Source organism: Segatella baroniae DSM 16972 = JCM 13447 (genome assembly GCF_000426585.1).
GTDB lineage: Bacteria > Bacteroidota > Bacteroidia > Bacteroidales > Bacteroidaceae > Prevotella > Prevotella baroniae.
Genome location: NZ_AUFQ01000014.1, coordinates 55,298 through 74,441, shown reverse-complemented (window position 1 = coordinate 74,441; position 19,144 = coordinate 55,298). Strand labels below are relative to the sequence as shown.

23 protein-coding genes are annotated in these 19,144 nt (G+C 52.6%); 19 read left to right on the top strand and 4 right to left on the bottom strand.

Features of this window, described 5'->3' with window-relative positions:
• Window positions 1-4: 4 nt before the first annotated feature.
• The 19 genes from rpsN (at window position 5) to K334_RS0109585 (ending at window position 11,473) form a co-directional block, all read left to right on the top strand.
• Window positions 5-307 carry a 30S ribosomal protein S14 gene (gene rpsN, locus K334_RS0109670; RefSeq protein ID WP_021589338.1) on the top strand — a complete coding sequence of 101 codons (303 nt, stop codon included), beginning with the start codon at window positions 5-7 and terminating at the stop codon, window positions 305-307.
• A 136-nt stretch (window positions 308-443) separates the two neighbouring features.
• On the top strand, window positions 444-839 hold the full coding sequence (gene rpsH, locus K334_RS0109665) for a 30S ribosomal protein S8 (protein WP_021589333.1): 396 nt from the start codon (window positions 444-446) through the stop codon (window positions 837-839).
• 14 nt (window positions 840-853) lie between these two features.
• Entirely contained in the window at window positions 854-1,426 is a 573-nt protein-coding gene (gene rplF, locus K334_RS0109660) for a 50S ribosomal protein L6 (protein WP_025881996.1), read from the top strand.
• A gap of 20 nt (window positions 1,427-1,446) precedes the next feature.
• Window positions 1,447-1,791: a 50S ribosomal protein L18 gene (gene rplR / locus K334_RS0109655; RefSeq protein ID WP_021589324.1), complete on the top strand. Its 345-nt coding sequence runs from the start codon at window positions 1,447-1,449 to the stop codon at window positions 1,789-1,791.
• A 6-nt stretch (window positions 1,792-1,797) separates the two neighbouring features.
• The gene (gene rpsE, locus K334_RS0109650; RefSeq protein ID WP_021589313.1) at window positions 1,798-2,310 is read left to right on the top strand and encodes a 30S ribosomal protein S5; all 513 of its coding nucleotides are present in this window, start codon (window positions 1,798-1,800) and stop codon (window positions 2,308-2,310) included.
• A 14-nt stretch (window positions 2,311-2,324) separates the two neighbouring features.
• The gene (rpmD, locus tag K334_RS0109645; RefSeq protein WP_025882000.1) at window positions 2,325-2,501 is read left to right on the top strand and encodes a 50S ribosomal protein L30; all 177 of its coding nucleotides are present in this window, start codon (window positions 2,325-2,327) and stop codon (window positions 2,499-2,501) included.
• A 23-nt stretch (window positions 2,502-2,524) separates the two neighbouring features.
• On the top strand, window positions 2,525-2,971 hold the full coding sequence (gene rplO / locus K334_RS0109640; RefSeq protein WP_025882001.1) for a 50S ribosomal protein L15: 447 nt from the start codon (window positions 2,525-2,527) through the stop codon (window positions 2,969-2,971).
• Window positions 2,972-2,975: 4 nt separating this feature from the next.
• Window positions 2,976-4,316, top strand: coding sequence for a preprotein translocase subunit SecY (gene secY / locus K334_RS0109635; protein WP_027444883.1), 1,341 nt, complete (start codon window positions 2,976-2,978; stop codon window positions 4,314-4,316).
• Between the two features lie 247 nt (window positions 4,317-4,563).
• Window positions 4,564-4,782 (top strand): translation initiation factor IF-1, encoded by a 219-nt coding sequence (infA, locus tag K334_RS0109630; protein ID WP_004341775.1) that lies wholly within the window; start codon window positions 4,564-4,566, stop codon window positions 4,780-4,782.
• A 13-nt stretch (window positions 4,783-4,795) separates the two neighbouring features.
• The gene (rpmJ, locus tag K334_RS14510) at window positions 4,796-4,912 is read left to right on the top strand and encodes a 50S ribosomal protein L36 (protein WP_006950529.1); all 117 of its coding nucleotides are present in this window, start codon (window positions 4,796-4,798) and stop codon (window positions 4,910-4,912) included.
• A 105-nt stretch (window positions 4,913-5,017) separates the two neighbouring features.
• Window positions 5,018-5,398 carry a 30S ribosomal protein S13 gene (gene rpsM, locus K334_RS0109625; RefSeq protein ID WP_025882003.1) on the top strand — a complete coding sequence of 127 codons (381 nt, stop codon included), beginning with the start codon at window positions 5,018-5,020 and terminating at the stop codon, window positions 5,396-5,398.
• 17 nt (window positions 5,399-5,415) lie between these two features.
• A complete protein-coding gene (gene rpsK, locus K334_RS0109620) occupies window positions 5,416-5,805 on the top strand; it encodes a 30S ribosomal protein S11 (RefSeq protein ID WP_021589341.1) in 390 nt (129 codons plus the stop codon).
• A gap of 32 nt (window positions 5,806-5,837) precedes the next feature.
• The gene (gene rpsD / locus K334_RS0109615) at window positions 5,838-6,443 is read left to right on the top strand and encodes a 30S ribosomal protein S4 (RefSeq protein WP_021589310.1); all 606 of its coding nucleotides are present in this window, start codon (window positions 5,838-5,840) and stop codon (window positions 6,441-6,443) included.
• Between the two features lie 12 nt (window positions 6,444-6,455).
• Window positions 6,456-7,448, top strand: a complete 993-nt coding sequence (locus K334_RS0109610) for a DNA-directed RNA polymerase subunit alpha (protein ID WP_021589362.1) — start codon at window positions 6,456-6,458, stop codon at window positions 7,446-7,448.
• An 83-nt stretch (window positions 7,449-7,531) separates the two neighbouring features.
• On the top strand, window positions 7,532-8,032 hold the full coding sequence (gene rplQ, locus K334_RS0109605) for a 50S ribosomal protein L17 (RefSeq protein WP_021589316.1): 501 nt from the start codon (window positions 7,532-7,534) through the stop codon (window positions 8,030-8,032).
• A gap of 173 nt (window positions 8,033-8,205) precedes the next feature.
• On the top strand, window positions 8,206-8,400 hold the full coding sequence (locus K334_RS0109600) for a hypothetical protein (RefSeq protein ID WP_154655587.1): 195 nt from the start codon (window positions 8,206-8,208) through the stop codon (window positions 8,398-8,400).
• 156 nt (window positions 8,401-8,556) lie between these two features.
• Window positions 8,557-9,657: a DNA-methyltransferase gene (locus K334_RS0109595; protein ID WP_025882009.1), complete on the top strand. Its 1,101-nt coding sequence runs from the start codon at window positions 8,557-8,559 to the stop codon at window positions 9,655-9,657.
• Entirely contained in the window at window positions 9,621-10,466 is an 846-nt protein-coding gene (locus K334_RS0109590) for a NotI family restriction endonuclease (RefSeq protein ID WP_025882011.1), read from the top strand. The genes K334_RS0109595 and K334_RS0109590 overlap by 37 nt, the downstream gene beginning before the upstream one ends.
• A gap of 164 nt (window positions 10,467-10,630) precedes the next feature.
• Window positions 10,631-11,473, top strand: a complete 843-nt coding sequence (locus tag K334_RS0109585; protein WP_154655586.1) for a phosphodiester glycosidase family protein — start codon at window positions 10,631-10,633, stop codon at window positions 11,471-11,473.
• A 106-nt stretch (window positions 11,474-11,579) separates the two neighbouring features.
• Here the strand turns inward: K334_RS0109585 and K334_RS0109580 are convergent, their stop codons facing one another.
• Genes K334_RS0109580 through K334_RS0109565 form a run of 4 tightly spaced genes read right to left on the bottom strand, consistent with a single transcriptional unit; the run spans window position 11,580 to window position 19,144 of the window.
• Window positions 11,580-14,405, bottom strand: a complete 2,826-nt coding sequence (locus K334_RS0109580; RefSeq protein ID WP_027444880.1) for a M16 family metallopeptidase — start codon at window positions 14,403-14,405, stop codon at window positions 11,580-11,582.
• A 55-nt stretch (window positions 14,406-14,460) separates the two neighbouring features.
• A complete protein-coding gene (locus tag K334_RS0109575; RefSeq protein ID WP_025882012.1) occupies window positions 14,461-16,242 on the bottom strand; it encodes an SBBP repeat-containing protein in 1,782 nt (593 codons plus the stop codon).
• Window positions 16,243-16,281: 39 nt separating this feature from the next.
• Entirely contained in the window at window positions 16,282-17,817 is a 1,536-nt protein-coding gene (locus tag K334_RS0109570; protein WP_027444879.1) for a DUF6850 family outer membrane beta-barrel protein, read from the bottom strand.
• A 28-nt stretch (window positions 17,818-17,845) separates the two neighbouring features.
• Complete coding sequence (locus tag K334_RS0109565; protein ID WP_025882015.1) at window positions 17,846-19,144, bottom strand: DUF4876 domain-containing protein; 1,299 nt, start codon at window positions 19,142-19,144, stop codon at window positions 17,846-17,848.

Below are 19,144 nucleotides of genomic sequence, written 5' to 3'. Positions count from 1 at the left end.
CATTATGGCAAAAGAATCAATGAAAGCCCGCGAAGTAAAGCGTGCGAAGCTCGTTGCTCGTTACGCTGAAAAGCGCGCAGCTCTTAAAAAGGTTATAGCTACAGCCAAGGATCCGGCCGAGGCTTATGAGGCAGCTCGTAAGCTCCAGTCTTTCCCGAAGAATTCCAACCCTATCCGTCTGCACAACCGCTGCAAGATCACCGGACGTCCCAAAGGTTATATCCGTCAGTTCGGCCTTTCTCGTATCCAGTTCCGTGAGATGGCTTCGCAAGGGCTCATTCCCGGCGTAAGGAAGGCAAGTTGGTAAAAATGGCATACGATTGTTAGTGATTAGCGACGAAGACCTTTTCTTCTGTGCTATTCACTAATTATTGTGAGCCGTCGACAAGACCATTTATTTAATATTGTCGGGGTAGTCCCGATTAATTAAACATTTATATTTTATGACAGATCCAATAGCAGATTATCTGACTCGACTCAGAAACGCGATCATGGCCCATCACCGTGTCGTAGAGGTTCCTGCGTCAAACATGAAGAAGGAAATCACAAAGATCCTCTTCGAGAAAGGTTACATCCTCAATTACAAGTTCATAGAGGATGGCCCCCAGGGTACTATCAAAGTAGCTTTGAAGTACAATCCTGAAACAAAGAAAAACGCCATCAAGTGTTTGAAGCGTGTGTCCACGCCAGGTCTTCGCCGCTACACCGGCTACAAAGACATGCCGCGAGTTATCAACGGACTGGGTATTGCAATCTTATCTACGTCCAAAGGTGTCATGACCAACAAGGAAGCTGCCGACCTCAAGATTGGTGGCGAAGTTCTTTGCTACATTTATTAATTGGAGGATTGAATATGTCAAGAATAGGAAAAATGCCAATTGAAGTTCCTGCAGGAGTTACGGTAAACTTCGACAAGAACACGAATGTAGTATCGGTGAAAGGCCCCAAGGGTGAACTCTCACAATGGATAGACCCCTCCATCAAATTCAGCAACGCAGACGGTCACCTCACTTTCGAGGTGGATGAGGACAGTCCTGTAAACATCAAGCAGAAACAAGCTTTCCACGGCCTCTATCGTTCGCTGGTGAACAACATGGTTGTCGGTGTAAGCGAAGGATATAAGAAGACCTTGGAACTCGTGGGCGTAGGCTATCGCGTTTCCAACCAGGGCAATCTCGTGGAGTTCTCTCTGGGCTATACGCACCCCATCTTCATCCAGCTTCCCAACGAAGTGAAGGTCGAAACGAAGTCTGAGAGAAACCAGAATCCAATCATCTCGTTGGAATCTTGCGACAAGGCTTTGCTGGGTCTCATCTGTGCAAAAATTCGTTCTTTCCGCAAGCCGGAGCCTTACAAGGGCAAGGGTGTCTTGTTCAAGGGTGAAGTTATTCGCAGAAAGTCTGGTAAGACAGCTGCAGCCAAGTAATTTTAATTGAATTTGCAATTATGACAACAAAGAAAGTTGAAAGACGAATTAAGATAAAGTTCCGCATTCGCAAGAGTGTCAAGGGAACCGCAGAGCGTCCACGTTTAAGCGTTTTCCGCTCGAACAAGCAGATTTATGCTCAAGTTATTGACGATTTGACCGGCAACACGCTGGCTTCCGCCTCTTCACTCGGCCTGGAAAAGATGGCTAAATGTGAGCAGGCTGGCAAGGTAGGCGAGTTGGTTGCCGAGAAGGCAAAGGCCGCAGGCGTGGAGTCTGTTGTCTTCGACCGTAACGGTTATCTCTATCACGGTCGTGTGAAGGAATTGGCTGATGGCGCTCGCAGGGGCGGCCTTAAATTTTAAACGATTATGGCAATGGATAAAGTAAAAGTAAATAGTGATGTAGAATTGAAAGACCGTCTGGTCGCTATCAACCGTGTAACCAAGGTTACGAAGGGTGGTCGTACATTCACTTTCGCTGCCATCGTCGTTGTAGGTGATGGTAAGGGCGTAATCGGCTGGGGTCTTGGAAAGGCCGGCGAAGTCACGACTGCCATTTCCAAGGGCGTTGAGTCGGCAAAGAAAAACCTGGTGAAGGTCTCTGTTTTGAAAGGAACTGTTCCTCATGAAGTGGAGTGCTCGTTTGGTGGTGCGCAGGTTCTCCTGAAGCCCGCCGCAGCCGGTACCGGTCTGAAGGCCGGTGGTGCCATGCGTGCCGTGTTGGAGAGTGCCGGCGTCACCGACGTGATTGCCAAGTCGAAAGGCTCCTCCAATCCGCACAACCTCGTGAAGGCCACCATTCAGGCTCTTGGCGAAATGCGCGATGCCTATACTGTCGCAGGCTGCCGGGGCATCTCAATGGACAAAGTGTTTAACGGCTAATAGGATATCAAACAATGGCAACAATTAAAATCAAGCAGATTAAAAGTAAGATTGGTTATCCAATAGACCAGAAGCGCACTCTGAAGGCTTTGGGTCTGCATAAGATCTCACAGGTTGTTGAGGTTGAGGACACTCCTAGTCTTCGTGGCATGATCCGCAAGGTTCATCACTTGGTAACCGTAGTTGAATAATTAATTTTTAAATCGAATCGATGATGAATTTACATAGTTTGAAGCCCGCTAAGGGTTCTACGCATTCTGCTCGTCGTATTGGTCGTGGTCCGGGTTCCGGTCTCGGTGGAACTTCCACTCGTGGCCATAAGGGTGCCAAGGCTCGTTCTGGTTACAAGAGAAAGATTGGTTTCGAAGGTGGTCAGATGCCGCTGCAGCGCCGTGTTCCCAAATTTGGCTTTAAGAACATCAACCATAAGGAATACAAGATTGTCAATCTTTCGACCCTCCAGTCTCTGGCCGAAGCCAACGGCTTCACCAAGATTGGCAAGGCAGAGTTCGTGGCCGCAGGTCTTGCCAAGGCAAAGAGCCTGGTGAAGATTCTTGGCAACGGCGAGCTGAAGGCCAAAATTGATGTTGAAGCGAATGCATTCTCTAAGACGGCCGAAGAAGCAATCAAAGCCGTTGGTGGTAATGTAACTATAATCTAAGTAAATGAAAAAGTTTATTGAGACACTAAAGAACTGTTGGAAGATCGAGGACTTGCGTCAGCGCCTCCTCGTTGTTCTTCTATTTACGGCTATCTACCGTTTTGGCTCGTTCGTTGTGCTTCCCGGCATCAACCCGAGCATGTTGGACAAACTTCAGTCGCAAACCGCAGGCGGCCTTATGTCGCTTCTGGACATGTTCTCTGGTGGTGCATTTTCCAATGCATCCATGTTTGCACTTGGAATCATGCCTTACATCTCAGCTTCTATCGTTATGCAGCTCCTCGCTGTCGCCGTGCCTTATTTCCAGAAGTTGCAGCGTGAAGGCGAGAGTGGCCATAAGAAAATAAACTGGTACACAAGATGGCTTACTGTGGCCATCTTGCTGTTCCAGGCTCCCGCCTACCTTCTCAACCTGAAGGTTCAGGCCACCCAGGCTTTGGCGTCGGGGATTTCATGGACGGTGTTCATGATTCCCGCCACCATCATCCTTGCGGCAGGGAGCATGTTCATTCTGTGGCTCGGCGAGCGCATCACGGACAAAGGAGTGGGGAATGGAATCTCGTTGATCATTATGATTGGTATCATTGCACGTCTGCCACAGGCTTTCGTGCAGGAAATCGGCTCTCGTTTCACCGCCATATCCAGTGGTGGACTCGTAATGTTCATTGTCGAGATTCTGATTCTCTATGCAGTTGTTTGCGCATCCATTCTGCTGGTGCAAGGGACACGCAAGGTTCCTGTTCAGTACGCAAAGCGTCTGGTCGGCAACCAGCAATATGGTGGTGCACGTCAATATATCCCCTTGAAGCTCTTTGCAGCCAATGTAATGCCAATCATCTTTGCCCAGGCATTGATGTTCATTCCGTTGGTGGTCGTGCGTTTCCAGGCAGAGAACTCTTCGTGGCTCATGCGTTCTTTGATGGACAACCGCAGCTTGCTGTATAATTGTATCTATGTGGTCCTCATCGTGGCCTTCACCTACTTCTATACGGCGATTACGCTTAATCCGACGCAGATGGCAGAGGACATGAAGCGCAACAACGGCTTCATTCCCGGTGTCAAGCCGGGCAAGGATACGGCGGACTATATTGATACCATCATGTCTCGTATTACTTTTCCAGGTTCATTTTTCATCGCTTTCATCGCCGTCATGCCGGCGTTGGCCCACCTCCTCAATGTCCAGGACGCTTTCTCCCAGTTCTTCGGGGGGACGTCGCTTCTCATTTTGGTCGGCGTGGTCATCGACACCTTGCAGCAGATTGAAAGCCATTTGATGATGCGCCATTATGACGGTCTTCTCAATTCGGGTCGTACACGTAGTAGAGGCGGCGTATCTGCCTACTGAGATTGATATTCATATATCGTTCTCTCACGGCATTTACAATTGCCCATAGACTTGCAACAGCAGGATATCGCTCCTGCTTTCAATCCTCCGGATGGATATGACTCGACTCCTCTGTCCTGACATTCGGCCGAGGTGGTGAGGATTTCCATTTGGAGGAATATTTACACAAAGCATGATTCCGCTTATCCCTGTTGCGGCGAGCGACATTACGTAGTGGCAATTAAATTTAGAAGCACAAATATTCATTATGGCAAAGCAATCAGCTATTGAACAAGATGGCACCATCGTTGAATCTCTTTCAAACGCGATGTTTCGTGTGGAGTTGGAGAACGGTGTGCAGATTATAGCTCATATTTCCGGCAAGATGCGGATGCACTACATCAAGATACTTCCGGGAGACAAAGTGAAAGTAGAGATGAGTCCGTACGATTTGACCAAAGGAAGAATCGTATTCAGATACAAATAATTCAATTACAGCAATGAAGACAAGAGCATCATTAAAGAAGCGCACACCCGACTGCAAGATTGTTCGTCGCAAAGGTCGTCTGTTCGTTATCAACAAGAAGAACCCTAAGTACAAATTGCGCCAGGGTTGATGTTAAAGATTTGTAATTAATCATTGGTTGCTGAATTAATGATTAATTTTGCATGCTCTTTAACGAGAATCAAACGTTTTTATATTATTTTTATTCAATTTACAAATGGCAATAAGAATTGTTGGAGTAGATTTGCCCCAGAACAAGCGTGGCGAAATCGCATTGACCTACATCTATGGTATCGGTCGAAGTAGTTCAGCAAAGATATTGGATAAAGCCGGCGTTAATCGCGACCTGAAGGTCAGCGAGTGGTCTGATGACCAGGCAGCTAAAATCCGTGAAATTATCAGCGCTGAATTCAAAGTGGAAGGTGATCTCCGTTCCGAGATCCAAATGAACATCAAGCGTCTGATGGATATTGGTTGCTATCGTGGTGTTAGACATCGTAATGGTCTTCCTGTTCGCGGTCAGAGTACTAAGAACAATGCTCGTACCCGCAAGGGAAAGAAGAAGACTGTTGCTAACAAGAAAAAGGCTACTAAGTAATTAAGGAGGTAATTATTATGGCAAAGACAAAAGCAACATCCAAGAAGAAGAATGTACGCGTCGACGCAGTCGGTCAACTCCACGTACATAGTTCGTTCAATAATATCATCGTTTCTTTGGCAAACAGCGAAGGTCAGGTCATCTCCTGGTCATCGGCCGGCAAGATGGGCTTCCGCGGTTCAAAGAAGAACACTCCTTATGCCGCCCAGGTGGCAGGCGAGGACTGCGCCAAGGTGGCTTTCGACCTCGGTCTTCGCAAGGTGAAGGCCTATGTGAAGGGCCCGGGCAACGGCCGTGAGTCTGCCATCCGTGCCGTGCACGGTGCAGGCATCGAAGTTACGGAAATCGTAGACGTGACTCCATTGCCGCACAACGGCTGCCGCCCTCCAAAGCGTCGTAAGGTTTAACTCTTAATACATTACAAGATTATTTTTATATTATGGCTAGATATATAGGTCCGAAATCTAAAATTGCGCGTCGTTTTGGTGAACCCATCTTCGGCGCCGACAAAGTTTTGTCCAAGAGAAACTTCCCTCCTGGACAGCATGGCAACAACCGTCGCCGGAAGATGTCCGAGTACGGAGTCATGTTGGCAGAGAAGCAGAAAGCCAAGTACACCTATGGTGTGCTTGAACGCCAGTTCCGTAATATGTTTGAGAAGGCCGCCAAGGCCAGCGGCATTACCGGTGAGGTTCTTCTTCAGAACCTGGAGAGCCGTCTCGACAATGTGGTGTTCCGTCTGGGCATTGCCCCGACCCGTGCCGCCGCCCGCCAGCTGGTAGGCCACAAGCACATCGTCGTCGATGGCAAGGTTGTTAATATCCCTTCTTTTTCAGTAAAGCCTGGTCAGATTGTTGGCGTTCGAGAGAAAGCCAAGTCTCTTGAGGTCATCCAGACGGCACTTGCGGGTTTCAATCACAGCAAGTACCCATGGATAGAGTGGGACGAGACTTCTAAGAGCGGCAAGTTCCTGCACAAGCCGGAGCGTGCCGACATTCCGGAAAACATCAAGGAGCAGTTAATCGTTGAGTTGTACTCTAAATAAATCATTAAGTTAATGGCGATATTAGCATTTCAAAAACCTGATAAAGTTGTAATGTTGGAGGCCAACGACAAATTCGGCAAGTTCGAGTTTCGTCCTCTTGAGCCGGGCTTTGGCGTTACCATCGGCAACGCATTGCGCCGCATTCTTCTTTCATCGCTGGAAGGCTATGCTATCAACACCCTGCGTATCGGGGGTGTCGAGCATGAGTTCTCTTCCGTGCCAGGTGTGAAGGAGGATGTGACCAACATCATCTTGAATTTGAAACAAGTAAGATTCAAGCAAGTAGTAGAAGAATTCGAGAATGAGAAAGTTAGTATCACCGTAGAGAATTCCACCGAATTCAAAGCTGGTGATATCGGCAAGTATCTGACTGGATTTGAAGTGTTAAACCCTGATTTGGTGATTTGTCATATAGATGCCAAAGCTTCCATGCAAATAGACCTCACGATCAACAAGGGCCGCGGCTATGTTCCGGCCGATGAGAACCGCGAGTTCTGCACGGATGTCAACGTAATTCCAATCGATTCTATCTACACCCCTATCCGTAACGTCAAATATTCGGTTGAGCCTTATCGTGTCGAACAGAAGACCGATTACGACAAACTGGTCATTGAAGTTACGACCGATGGTTCCATATCCCCCAAGGATGCGCTCAAGGAGGCTGCCAAGATACTCATTTATCACTTCATGCTCTTCTCCGACGAGAAGATAACATTGGAGAGTCCTGACACGGAAAGCAATCAGGAGTTCGATGAAGAGGTTCTCCACATGCGCCAGTTGCTCAAGACAAAGCTTGTCGACATGAATCTTTCTGTCCGCGCGCTCAACTGTCTGAAGGCGGCCGACGTCGAGACGCTTGGCGATCTTGTCCAGTACAACAAGACCGACCTGCTCAAGTTCCGCAACTTTGGTAAGAAATCGCTTTCTGAGCTTGATGATTTGCTCGAGAGTCTGAATCTGTCGTTTGGAACCGACATTTCAAAGTATAAACTGGACAAGGAGTAGTCTGAACATGGCGGCGGCCTGTGGGGCTGTGTCCCGCGGCCGTGCTGCCTTTAGGTGAATGTCCACAACAATCAAAAAACAAAATGAGACATAATAAAAAATTCAACCATCTGGGTCGTACTGCATCTCATCGTAAAGCCATGCTTGCCAACATGGCCATCTCGCTGATCATGCACAAAAGAATCACTACGACCCTCGCAAAGGCAAAGGCCTTGAAGAAGTATGTGGAACCGCTTCTGACCCGTTCAAAGAAAGATGACACCAACAGCCGCCGCGTTGTTTTCCGTTATCTTCAGAACAAGGAAGCCGTCAAGGAACTCTTCGGCGAGGTTGCTGCCAAGGTGGCTGACCGTCCGGGTGGCTACACCCGCGTCATCAAGCTGGGCAACCGTCGTGGCGACGCCGCCCCCATCGCTTTCATCGAGCTTGTAGACTTCGATGAGAACATGGCAAAGGCTCCCAAGGCCGAGAAGAAGACTCGCCGCAGCCGTCGCTCCACCAAGAAAGAGGAGGCTGTCGAGGCTCCCGTAGCCGAAGAGCAGGTGGCCGAAGCCCCTGCCGCTGAGGAAGCAAAGGCTGAATAAATTAGCAGAATATCCATTCTCATCAATAGTGAAGGCCGTCGACGCGAGTTGGCGGCCTTCATTGCGTTTTTTGCCAGGCTGTTTCGTCGTGCTTGTTGCCCCCTGCCGTGGTGTAGTCTCTCGGGCGGCTGTAGGACATGGCCGCATATTGCGTGTGATGGGGGAGGATGGACATGACACGGACATGGCGAGTCTCTTATTATGCCGTGTTGCCCCTTCTTTTGCTTCTGCAAGTGCATGATTCCCGTGTGATGGTGAAGTTGTCCCGGCTGCCCTTTCAGACAGTGAAAGGCCTGTTTTCGGCTCCTGAAAGCAGTGCTTTCAGCGTGCCGGAAGCCATCGGTTGCAAGCCCGGAAGCCTGCTTTGAGCTGCGAGCGGCTGGGGGCTTGCGCCGTCCGCATGGAACTTTTATTAATTAGCCTTAAACTTCAATCCGTTCATTAGAAAAAGATTGTAGCATTATTCCTAATGAACGATTTGGGTTTAATGAATCGTAATCCGCACCGATAGCCACTTTGTACTTTTGGAAAATTTCTTTATCTTTGTAATTCCAAAAGTTGAATATCACATGTGCATAGTTTCAGAATACATGCTAAAGGACGGTCGCTTCCCTTTGTTCGTGCAAGGGGATTCTTTAGATGTGTTGCGCAGAATATCCGACTGTTCCGTGGATTGCTGTGTGACAAGTCCCCCATACTGGCAAAAACGTCAGTATGAAAATGGAGGAATAGGGCTTGAAACGTCTCCCAAAGAATATATTGACAGTCTCTATGAAATCATCAAAGAGTTGAAACGTGTACTCAAGCCAAGTGGCGCTTTCTGGCTTAATATCGGAGATTCCTACCACAATAAATCATTGCAAGGTATTCCTTGGCGAGTCGCATTGAAGATGATAGATGACGGCTGGATTCTCCGCAACAACGTGATATGGAACAAGCATAAGGGCGGTCTGTCGCCCAACCCCGACCGATTCGGCTCGGTGTTCGAGGATTTTTTCTTCTTTGTGAAGAATGACAAATATTATTTTGACGCAGACTCTATTCGATCAAAACCTCGTCAGGCCACAATCAGGAATGGTGCTGTCGTATCGGCCACAGGTGTCAGCGGAATCAGGTACAGACGGCAGATAGAACTTTCGACAAGCCTGACAGACGAGGAAAAGGAAAATGCCATAAATCAATTGGATTATGTGCTTGGTCGTATCAAGCGCGGTGAGATTTCAGATTTCCGAATGGTCATCCGAAACGAGCAGCGTATAACACATTCTGATTCCATAAAGCTTTCAGGACGTGCCAAGGAACTTAGAGACAAGGGGTTCTATTTCCTTTTCTACAATCCGAAAGGTACGATGCCCAGTGACGTGTGGGATATTATCCCTGAAGATTCACAGCACCGCAAGATGCACTTTGCTCCATATCCTGAGGAGTTATGCGTGATTCCAATCAAGTCTACTTGCCCAAAAGACGGAGTGGTGCTTGACCCCTTCAGCGGTACAGGTACGACAATGAAAGTGGCTTACGAACTGGGGCGTAAATCTATCGGCATTGACCTGTCGAACGAGTATATCAAATTAGCCAAGCAAAGAATATGTCAAGAGTCAGGGAATTATTTACCTTTTCAGTAGAGCAAGAGGAGCTGAAGTGGAGAAGTATTCTAAAAAGTCAGCACTGCCGCTATTCGGGTAAACGCTGCTTCAAGGTACGCAAGAGCCAGGCTGCCATTTCAATCGGCACATGCACCGTTCGGTATGGAGCGGATGACAAGGATGTCATCATCTGTCCCCAAAGATTGTTGGAGCGTAAGCAGATTTTCGCAGACTGTCTGCATCTGCTGACCTCACATCAGCCCGGAAACGAACTGCATCTTGTTAGGGAGGTATCTGTCCCTGGCGGTAGCGTAGATTACTTTCTCGTATCAACAGACTCCAACCGTAAAGTCAAGGATTTCGTGGGAATCGAGTTGCAAACTATGGATACGACCGGAACGGTATGGCCGGAACGTGAACTCGCCCTGCAAGAACTTGGATTGAAGGAAAACGTACCTGTTCCTGACAAAAACTTTGGTATGAACTGGAAGATGACCGCAAAGACAATTCTAGTGCAGTTGCATCATAAAATAGACACTTTTGAAAGCATCAACAAACATCTTGTCCTTATTGTCCAAGACCATCTCCTCGAATATATGAGAAAGGAGTTTGTGTTTGCATACGTGAACTCACAGCCCCTGATAGGAGACTCCATGCACTTTCATTCCTATAAATTGAAAAAGGAAGACACAAACTACAGGTTGGTACTTGACAACAGGTTGAGTACAGATAGTGATGGCATTTCAAAGTTATTGGGATTGAATGCAAATGCAAATGTCGGATTCGATGAAATAGCCAAAGTGCTGGAAGTGAAAATATCAGATGCGACAATATTCACTATCGCATGACAGCTATTTGCACCTGCATACAATTTCCCTTGATGCGCTTTTTGGTTACAGCCTTCAAACTCTACTATAAAAGGATTTACAGGGGCGACTCCCTTGCTTTGTTCGCAACTTCTTTATACGTTTGCATGCGTATTACTCATGCTCAACCCATCATGCGCTCGAAAATGAAAAAACTATTGCTGGCTTTCCTCTGCCTTTCCTTCTGCGGCTTGCAGGCCCAGACCATCCAAGATTCGATTGCCATCGCCACGGCGCCGTGGCGCGTGCTGTCCTCTGCCGACGGGGTCACCGTCAGGCAAATGGCGTTTCCCGTGCTCTATGGCGCGCCGCAAACCATTTCCATCGTCGAAACCAGGCTCACGGGCGGGCGCAGGGTGGGCATTGCCGTGACCGGACAAGGCAAGACCGTCGGCGCCACAGCCGACAGTGTCGGAGCCTTGGCCGCCGTGAACGGCTCCTATTTCGACATGAAACGGTTCAATTCGGTGTGCTGTCTCAAGGTGGACGGCCAGGTCGTGGACACCACGGAGACCCAAGAGCTATCCCTGCGTGTCACCGGTGCCATCCTTGCGGACGGCCGGAAACTGCGAATCATGCCCTGGAACCGGCAGACGGAGTTGGGCGACAGGCGGCGTCGGGGCACCCTCCTGGCCTCGGGCCCCCTGCTGCTGTGCGGCGGAAGGCCCTGCGACCTGACCGGTTGCGACAGCGGATTCGTGGCGACGCGCCATCCCCGCACGGCCATCGCAACGATGGGAAACGGCAAGCTCCTCTTCGTCGCCATAGATGGACGTGCCCCAGGCCATGCCGGGGGGATGAGTCTGCCGCAACTGGCCCATTTCCTGCGTGTCATCGGTTGTCGCGACGCCATCAACATGGATGGCGGCGGCTCCACGACACTTTGGGCTGCGGCCTGCGGAGGCGTGGTGAATCATCCCTGCGACAACAGGCGTTTCGACCATCAGGGCGAACGCAAGGTGGCCAATGCCATCTATGTCTACAGATAGTTGTTGTCCGGCAGGCGGGGAGACGTCTGCCAAGACATGGAAAAGCCCTGTCCGACGAATGATGGCATGCGTCAGGACAGGGCTTGTCGGTTGATGGCGCGCAGGGCTATTCGCTCTGCATGGTCACCTCTATGCGACGACGACTGTCGAGAAGGTCTTTCGCCATTTGTTGCACATCGCGGGCGGTGAGGTTGCGCACCAGCTGCTCGTAGCCGGTGTGGAAATCAATGCCGTCTTGCAGCTGATGGTAGATGACATAATCCCAATAGCCGTTGTCGATGATGTTTTGGCCGTAGGTCTTCAGCAGATACTTCTTCGCCTTGTCCATGCTCGCCGGGTTGGGGCCGCGTTCGGCGATATGCGCCAGCTGCCGGTAGACGATGGGTATCAGTGTGGCATACTTGGCGGGGTCGGTGCGGAAGGTGATGCGCAGCATGGCCGTGGGACGGTTGTCCTTCTCAAGCTCATAGCTGACGCTCACCCCGTAGGTGCCCCCCTTCTCCTCGCGCACGCTGTCGGTGTAGGCCGTCTGCAACACGCGTTGCAGCACGTCCAGCGCAAGGTCGCTCTTGGCGGTGTAAGGCTCTTCAAAGGTGTAGAAGATGTTGACCAATGCCGAGGGCGTGTTCATCCGCTTTTTGAAGAGCCGCGTCTCGTCGGCGTCACGCACGTCGGGCGTGGGATGTTTCTTCCAGCCTGTCGGTTGGGTTGCCGTGTTGTTCTTGCTCGACGGCAGCGTGGCGACATACCGGCAGAGCAGGGGACGCAGGGCGTCGATGTCGACATTGCCCACAAGCAGCATGGTGAACTTGGACGCATCGGCGAAGCACTCCCGGTAGATTTGCCACACACGGTCGTAGGACACGCGGTCGAGCGTCTCGCGCTTGGTGGGCTGCATGCGTGGATGGTTGCCGTAGAGTATCGCGACGAGCGAGTCGTTGTAGCTCACCTGCGGGTTGGCCTCCCTGTTGGTCAGGAAAGAGCGCATGCGGTCTATCGCCCCATTGAAGGCAATGGTGTCACGGCGGGGCTGCGCGAAGTAGAGATAGGTGAGCTCCAGCATTGTCTTGAGGTCTTTGACCGACGACTTTCCGGTAAGCTGCTGCGTGTCGTCGCTGATGGATGGCGTGACGCCGGCCATCTTCGAGGCGAGCATTTTGTGCAGCGTGTTCTTGTCGAAAGCCCCCACACCAGCGTCGGTGATGGCGCTGGTGACAAACGGGAAGTTGGGCGCGTCGCTGTCGGGATAGCGCGACGTGCCGCCCTCGCCCCAGAGGCGCATGGCTATCTGGTCTTTGCTGTGATCGGTCTGCTTGACATAGACGGTGACGCCGTTGCTCAGTTCCAGCACCTTCGTGCCATGCAGGCCCGCCCGTTCGCCGACGATCGTCCCCGGTTGGGGCGGCGTGGGGATGAGTTCGCCGGTCAGTTGCGGCTCGCTGTAAGGCTCGTAAGTCCTCGCTTGCGCGTCGAGCACATACCGTTCGAGCGTGTCGTCGGGCGGCAGAACGAACTCGGGCTTGTCGGGTGCGTAGACCACCAGCACCTGGTTCCTGTCCGAAATCAAGCTTTTCACCGCCCTGTTCACCTGCTCCGAGGTGACGGTACGGTTGAATTGCCTGATGAGTTCAAGCTGGAACGCCTCCGTGACCACCGGTTCGGCCGACAGGAAGTTCTGCAGTGCCTTGTTCACGAAGTAGTGGTTGCGGCGGTCGTTGCGCTCGGCATATTGGCGTTCGGCCACCTTCAGCCGTCGGTCTTGCGCCCGTTGCAGTTCGCTCTCGGTGAACCCGTAGCGGCGGGCACGCTCGCTCTCGGCTATCACGGCGTCGAACGAGCCTTTCACATTCTCCTGCCTGCAGCCGAAAGAGAGCCGGAAAGCATCCTTGGTGCGCGACACCAGGAAGGGGCCGGCATGGGCCGAGGCCGACAGGAAGGGCGGGACGGCCTGCTGTTGCAATTCCTGCAAACGGGCGTTGAGCATGGAGAGGATGAGCGACTCGATGTAGTTGTCGCGCAGATAGCCGACGGTGGTCTTCTCGCCGTCGGGCACCACATCGTGCTTCATGAAGAGGTTGGCCAGCATGATGGGCTGTTCGCTGTCGCGGTCGGTGGCCACAATCATCCGGTCGTTGTCGGCCACGGGATAGTAGACGCGCTCGGCGGCCCGTTTGGGGCGTGGAATGGCGCCGAACAGCCGCTTGATTTTCGCCTCCACCTCGGCCGGGCGGATGTCGCCCACCACGATGATGGCCTGCAAGTCGGGCCGATACCATTTCTTGTAATAGTCGCGCAGGTCCTTGTAGGGGAAGTTGTCCACGATGTCCATCGACCCGATGGGCAGGCAGTCTTCATACTTCGTGCCCCGGTAGACCGTCGGGAGCACCCGTTCCATCATGCGCTGCGTGGCCTTTCCGGCACGGCGCGTGCGCCATTCTTCGTGTATCACGCCACGCTCCTTGTCTATCTCTTTGTCGGTGAGCAGCAGGTCGTGGCTCCAGTCGTGCAGGATGAGCAGGGCCGAGTCGAGCACGGCCTCGCGCCCCACAGGCACCGCCGATATGTTGTACACCGTTTGGTCGACGCTCGTATAGGCATTGAGGTTGGCACCGAACTTCACGCCCACGCTCTCACACCACGGCACGATGGCCGGCGACTTGCCGTTGCCCCGAAAGTGTGTGGTGCCGTTGAAGGCCATGTGCTCCAGGAAGTGGGCCAGTCCGCGCTGCCGAGGCTCTTCGAGGATGGAACCCACCCGTTGGGCGATGTAGAAGTCGGCTATGCCCGGCTCCTTGGCGTTGTGACGGATGTAGTAGGTCAGTCCGTTCTTCAGCTTTCCCGTCAGGAAAGAAGGGTCCTGCTCCAGTGCTTGTGCGACGACGAGGGTCGGCGACAGCAGCAAGAGCAGCACCCATGGAAAGTATTTCTTCATGTAGGAAATGTTTCAGGGTTTGCAAGTCTGATGATTTCAACCACTTGCTTCTTCTTTATCTCACGACCATCTTCTTGCCGCCGATGATATAGAGGCCCGCAGGCAGGTTGTCGATGGCCTCCGCCATGGTCTTGGCCCGCTTGACGAGCACGCCCCTGAGCGTATAGACGTTGCAGTTGCCCGCATTGTTCTGCTGCACGTTCAGGTCCTTGATACTGGCCGGCACGCCACTCTCGGGTTGAATGTCGTCGCAGGTGTGCTTCGTGAGGACAATGCCCCAGTTGTAGAATTGGGTCGGTTCACCTGTTGCGCCCAAGACGGTGCCGGAGTTGCCGCGTGGTCTTGCCATGGAAACGAAAGCGTTGCCGTCAATCAGGGGTGCTCCCAACATGCCTACAGAGGCTTGATTGAGTACGATTTCTTCCTTCTCTTTCGTAAGTTTACCGTCCTTGAGCGTATATTTGTTGAGCCGGGCTTTCGTTGATAATGAATATCCGTAGACCCAAACGGTGGCAGGGTCTTTCGTTTCGACCACGGCATAGGCGGCTGTGATGGACTTCCCGTCTATGCCGGCAGCCAGCCGGTTGCCGCTTTTGGCGTCCGCCTTTACGATCATGGCTTCACGCATCTTGGTCGTTGTGGAGATGAAAGGCGTCGGAGAGGCGTCGTCGGCCAAGCTTCCCGTAATCAGACCGGTCATATAGAGGCTGCCGTTATAGTATTGGAGGTTCATGTTCTGTACGGCATAACTCGTGCCACCGAACTTCCCGCCGACCAACATCTTGATGTAGTTGGGCTTCAAATCATTTGTTCTGATGGAAGCATAGATGAGGTTGTGGCAATCGTTGGGTTTCAAGGTGGTGTCGCCGAACTTGATGGTGGCGGTGCCGTCGCCCTGAAAGCGTCCGCTCACATAAAGAACATCATCATGGATGACCATCTTCTCGAATGTCGCAAACTTGATGTTGCTTTCGTCTTCTGTCATGAACTGGAGCAGATAGCCGTCCTTATCGAGTTTGGCGATGAACGGGTCGCCTGCCGATGACTGTATGCTGCCGTCCCATGCTGCCGTGTTCTTGGCCTCGTGCGTCTCCTTTGTGCCGTCACGCTTTTCAAAGGTGACGGACGACATGTAGTTGCCGCACACATAGATGTTGCCCTTGCTGTCTACGACCAGCCCCTTGTAATAGATGGCATAGCTGCCGAAAGTCTTGCCTTTGACGGTGGGATGCGTGGTGGTGGCTATCAACCTGGCCCATTCCACGTGCCCGTCCTTGTCTATCTTGGCGATGACCCCTTCAACGGAAGAATGGCCGTCTCCGGCCGGCGTGTAACTCACTTCCACCTTCTTGTCGTCAGCCCCGACGAGGCGGAAGAGTGTCGTTTCCGTCTTGTCGGCCAGATTGCGCACGTCGCCGGCAAAGACCAGGCCGCCGTCGGCCGTCGGATAGATGGATTTGTTGTTGTAGAGATAGCCCTTGTCCGAGTACACCGTCCACATCACGGCGCCTGTTTGGGGATTCATTTTCTGCAACAGGAGGTTGTCGTTGACGGAGTTGTCATTAGTCCCGACATACAGGCAGCCCTCAATCTCTTTCCCTTGGGCGTCTTTAAGCGGTTGCCCGTCGAAATAGACTTTGGTTCCAGTGAGCGTGTTGGTACCGAAGGCGTTGAAGGTTACATAGTTGCCGTCCGTAGTCTTGATGACGGAAACGGGCGTGTTGCCGGACTTGGTCTGCCCGTAGATGGTGTGGTGCCACTGGTATTTGAAGTCCGCGGCATGAGCTGCGGCCATGGTTGCCAGCATTACAAACGAAAGGAGTAAATTTTTCATCATAGTCTTTGGGTTTTAGTTGAATATTTATTGATCTCAAATTCAGAACTCCATGCCCAGCGAAAGGCGCAGGAGGTTGTTGTGTTCTGTCTTCATGTAGCGTGCGTGATTCCATTCGGCGGCGACAAACACGCTGTAATGGCGGTTCACGGCATAGTCGGCTTCGGCCCGCAAGGCGGCTTCCTGGCGGTTGTTGCCGTAGAAGGCACAGCGATGACGCACGGGGGCCATCATGCGCTCATTGACACTTCCGTTCAGCGTCGTGCTGCAACGGCTGTTCCAGGCGTAGTCCAAGCGCGCGGCGGTTTGCAGTAGCCACCGCTTCATCTGCCACATTCCTTTCAGCGAGAAGGTTGAAATCTGCGCAGAAGAGGACATTTTCCGCCATGGGTCGACGTGGCTTTCGCGGATGTGGCGGTAGTGTTGGGTCAACGAAAGGTCATATACGGCCGTGCCCGACGGGCGATATTGGCACAGCAACGCCCCCGAGAGGTTCCATCGTCTCTCCCGATACTGCCGGCCCGAAGCGATCTGTGGATAGATGTTGTCTTGCGCCGAGCCGAAGATGTTTTCCATTCCACGCCGCTCGTCGTGGGTTTCCGCCATCCTCACGCCCCACGTGCAAGCTTGTCCCTTGCGCAGGTAGCCCAGTTCGAAGCCTTGGTGTCGCAACTCCAACTTCGTGAGCGGAAGTTCGTTGAGGTCGGAAATGATTTTCTCCACAGCCAGGAAACTGTAGTTCAACGAAGCGTAGACGCCGTTTCGGGGAGCGGCGGGTCGCAGCTCCATCGTGGCATTCCATCCCAGTCCTTTGTAGTAGGTGGAGGTGTAGGAACCCCTGAACCGGTAGTAATCCACGCCCAGTCCGGTGAGATGATAGACGGCCGGCTGCGACGTCTCGTTGTAAAACGCGAGCGCGTTCGTCTGCTTGTAGCGTCGGACGCCCGCCGACAGTCCCCCCTCGTAAGTCCCGCTGAAGAGGCCTGACCAGCCCATTCCCGCCTTCACCTGCAAGTCTCCCGTGAGGTTCTTGGGGCGCGGGTCCACTGTCCGGTATTCCAACCGGGCCGTGTAGCGGCCTTCCACACCGATTGTCCATCTGTCCTTGTGGTGGGCGAAGCCCCCCGTGAAGTCGTAGGTCTCCTTGCGCGAGACGCCTCCGCCGACAGTATCGGCCATGACATAGGGATAAAGAAGGTCGAAATCGGTGGTCTCGTTATAGCGTATGTGGCGGGTCTTGCCATTGGCGTAGTGCGCCGTCCCCCAGAGGGAGACATGCTTCTTTCGCAGAAACGCGTCTATGTCGCCCACGACTGCCGTCGTCTTGTCGCCATGCTCCAACTGCTGTGGAAGCGTGGCCCGGCTGTCGGTGTAGGTCGAGGCCAACCGGTTCAGCGAATACCGGTAACGATTCCATTGCATGGCGGGGTTGCGGTAGACTTCCGGAAACCATGAGCGGGTGTCGCTCCGGTGTTCCAACTGTCTCTCCACAACGTTGTCGTCGGCCTTTGCCGAAGCGATAGGGCCGACGACGGCAAGCGAAACCGCCATCAGGAAGTGAGCTGTCTTCTTGTTCACGTCTTTTGCTTTTAGTCCTTTACTTCTTCTACTTCTTCGGGGTCACGCCATCGTAGGTGTGTGTCGAAGCCTTGGTGCCGTCGGCACTGATGGCTGTTCCCTGTTCCTCTATCACCGAAGGGATGCACTCCGTGTTGAAATCTTCTGTGGAATTGTTGGTGTCTTGCAGGTGGATGACACCTTTTCCGTCTATGAATTGCAACTTGCGGCGAATGCTGCGGAAGTAACGGGTCTTGTCGCGATCCACATATCCGACGTGCGTCCATCCCGCATCCACCGACGGAGGGAGGATGTTCCACAGCCGTTTGCTCTGCACGCTGCAGTTCACCCCGTCCACAATCCACGCGTTGGGAATCTTGTAGGCCGTTTGCTGCATGGGGAAAGTGCCCTGCGGGAGATACATCGTATAATAATAGGTGTACAGATAGTCCTTGAGATACTGCTCCTTGCTGACGTTTTTCGGAATGCGGGCCAGCGCAAACGACGTGAATCCGCGGTTGTGCAGGACATAGAAGCTCAGCGTGTAGCAATACCACTTGTCCAGATTGGGCACCGTGGGGCTGTCTATGTCGAGATGCGTGGGCGACGTGGAGATGTCGTACCACTCGAAGTCGGCCTTGCTCAAGTCAAACGAATTGGGGTTGGCCACCCGGTGGTCGATACCCGTGTCGCAGATGAGCAGCGACTGGCCGGGCATGACCGGATGTTCCGTTCCGTTGCCGGGAATCACGTAGACCGACCATACCGTAAACGTGTCCTTGCGGATGTCGGGCGAGTATTCGAAAAGCTGCACCGACTTGAACTTCGACTCGCAGAAGGCCAGCCCGTCGGCATAGAGCACATGGTCGGTGTTGTTGAATATCTTGATATAGCCGTCGCCATAGTATTGCGAGCCCGAGGCGCGCAGCGTGCCGGAAAAGAATATCTCCTCAAAGATGAAGTCGTCGTTTGCCGCCGAAAGGAAGGTCTCTATGCGCAGACTTCCCGAAGTTTCCGTAAGCGAAACGTTCTCGGCCTTGCCGGTGAGGTGTCCTTTCGCCGTGGCGGTCTCCGCTCCGTCGCCATTGTCGTAGGTGACGTCGGCCGAATACACGCAGTCGTAAAGTCCTTCGGGCAACCGGATGTTGCCGGAGTGGGCCACGCTCGTCTTCTCGCCCGACGTGAGGTTGACGAACTGAATCTTCTCCGACACTACCTTGAGGTTTTTCACGTTCGTGGGATAGTCGATGGTGAGGTTTGTGGCGACCTCCTGTAGCGCCTTGTCGTCGCTGCACGACGAGAGCAGGGCAAGCATGGCCAGCGCCAAAGTGTATAGAATGCTTTTCAT

Excerpts from the sequence above, each read along its gene's own strand:
- rpsE (WP_021589313.1), top strand. The coding sequence starts at position 1,798 with ATGGCAATGGATAAAGTAAAAGTAAATAGTGATGTAGAATTGAAAGAC.
- K334_RS0109610 (WP_021589362.1), top strand. The coding sequence starts at position 6,456 with ATGGCGATATTAGCATTTCAAAAACCTGATAAAGTTGTAATGTTGGAG.
- rplR (WP_021589324.1), top strand. The coding sequence starts at position 1,447 with ATGACAACAAAGAAAGTTGAAAGACGAATTAAGATAAAGTTCCGCATT.
- rplF (WP_025881996.1), top strand. The coding sequence starts at position 854 with ATGTCAAGAATAGGAAAAATGCCAATTGAAGTTCCTGCAGGAGTTACG.
- secY (WP_027444883.1), top strand. The coding sequence starts at position 2,976 with ATGAAAAAGTTTATTGAGACACTAAAGAACTGTTGGAAGATCGAGGAC.
- rpsN (WP_021589338.1), top strand. The coding sequence starts at position 5 with ATGGCAAAAGAATCAATGAAAGCCCGCGAAGTAAAGCGTGCGAAGCTC.
- K334_RS0109585 (WP_154655586.1), top strand. The coding sequence starts at position 10,631 with ATGAAAAAACTATTGCTGGCTTTCCTCTGCCTTTCCTTCTGCGGCTTG.
- rpmD (WP_025882000.1), top strand. The coding sequence starts at position 2,325 with ATGGCAACAATTAAAATCAAGCAGATTAAAAGTAAGATTGGTTATCCA.
- rpsM (WP_025882003.1), top strand. The coding sequence starts at position 5,018 with ATGGCAATAAGAATTGTTGGAGTAGATTTGCCCCAGAACAAGCGTGGC.
- K334_RS0109580 (WP_027444880.1), bottom strand. The coding sequence starts at position 14,405 with ATGAAGAAATACTTTCCATGGGTGCTGCTCTTGCTGCTGTCGCCGACC.
- infA (WP_004341775.1), top strand. The coding sequence starts at position 4,564 with ATGGCAAAGCAATCAGCTATTGAACAAGATGGCACCATCGTTGAATCT.
- rplO (WP_025882001.1), top strand. The coding sequence starts at position 2,525 with ATGAATTTACATAGTTTGAAGCCCGCTAAGGGTTCTACGCATTCTGCT.
- K334_RS0109590 (WP_025882011.1), top strand. The coding sequence starts at position 9,621 with ATGTCAAGAGTCAGGGAATTATTTACCTTTTCAGTAGAGCAAGAGGAG.
- K334_RS0109565 (WP_025882015.1), bottom strand. The coding sequence starts at position 19,144 with ATGAAAAGCATTCTATACACTTTGGCGCTGGCCATGCTTGCCCTGCTC.
- rpsH (WP_021589333.1), top strand. The coding sequence starts at position 444 with ATGACAGATCCAATAGCAGATTATCTGACTCGACTCAGAAACGCGATC.
- rpsD (WP_021589310.1), top strand. The coding sequence starts at position 5,838 with ATGGCTAGATATATAGGTCCGAAATCTAAAATTGCGCGTCGTTTTGGT.
- rplQ (WP_021589316.1), top strand. The coding sequence starts at position 7,532 with ATGAGACATAATAAAAAATTCAACCATCTGGGTCGTACTGCATCTCAT.
- K334_RS0109600 (WP_154655587.1), top strand. The coding sequence starts at position 8,206 with ATGACACGGACATGGCGAGTCTCTTATTATGCCGTGTTGCCCCTTCTT.
- rpsK (WP_021589341.1), top strand. The coding sequence starts at position 5,416 with ATGGCAAAGACAAAAGCAACATCCAAGAAGAAGAATGTACGCGTCGAC.
- rpmJ (WP_006950529.1), top strand. The coding sequence starts at position 4,796 with ATGAAGACAAGAGCATCATTAAAGAAGCGCACACCCGACTGCAAGATT.
- K334_RS0109575 (WP_025882012.1), bottom strand. The coding sequence starts at position 16,242 with ATGATGAAAAATTTACTCCTTTCGTTTGTAATGCTGGCAACCATGGCC.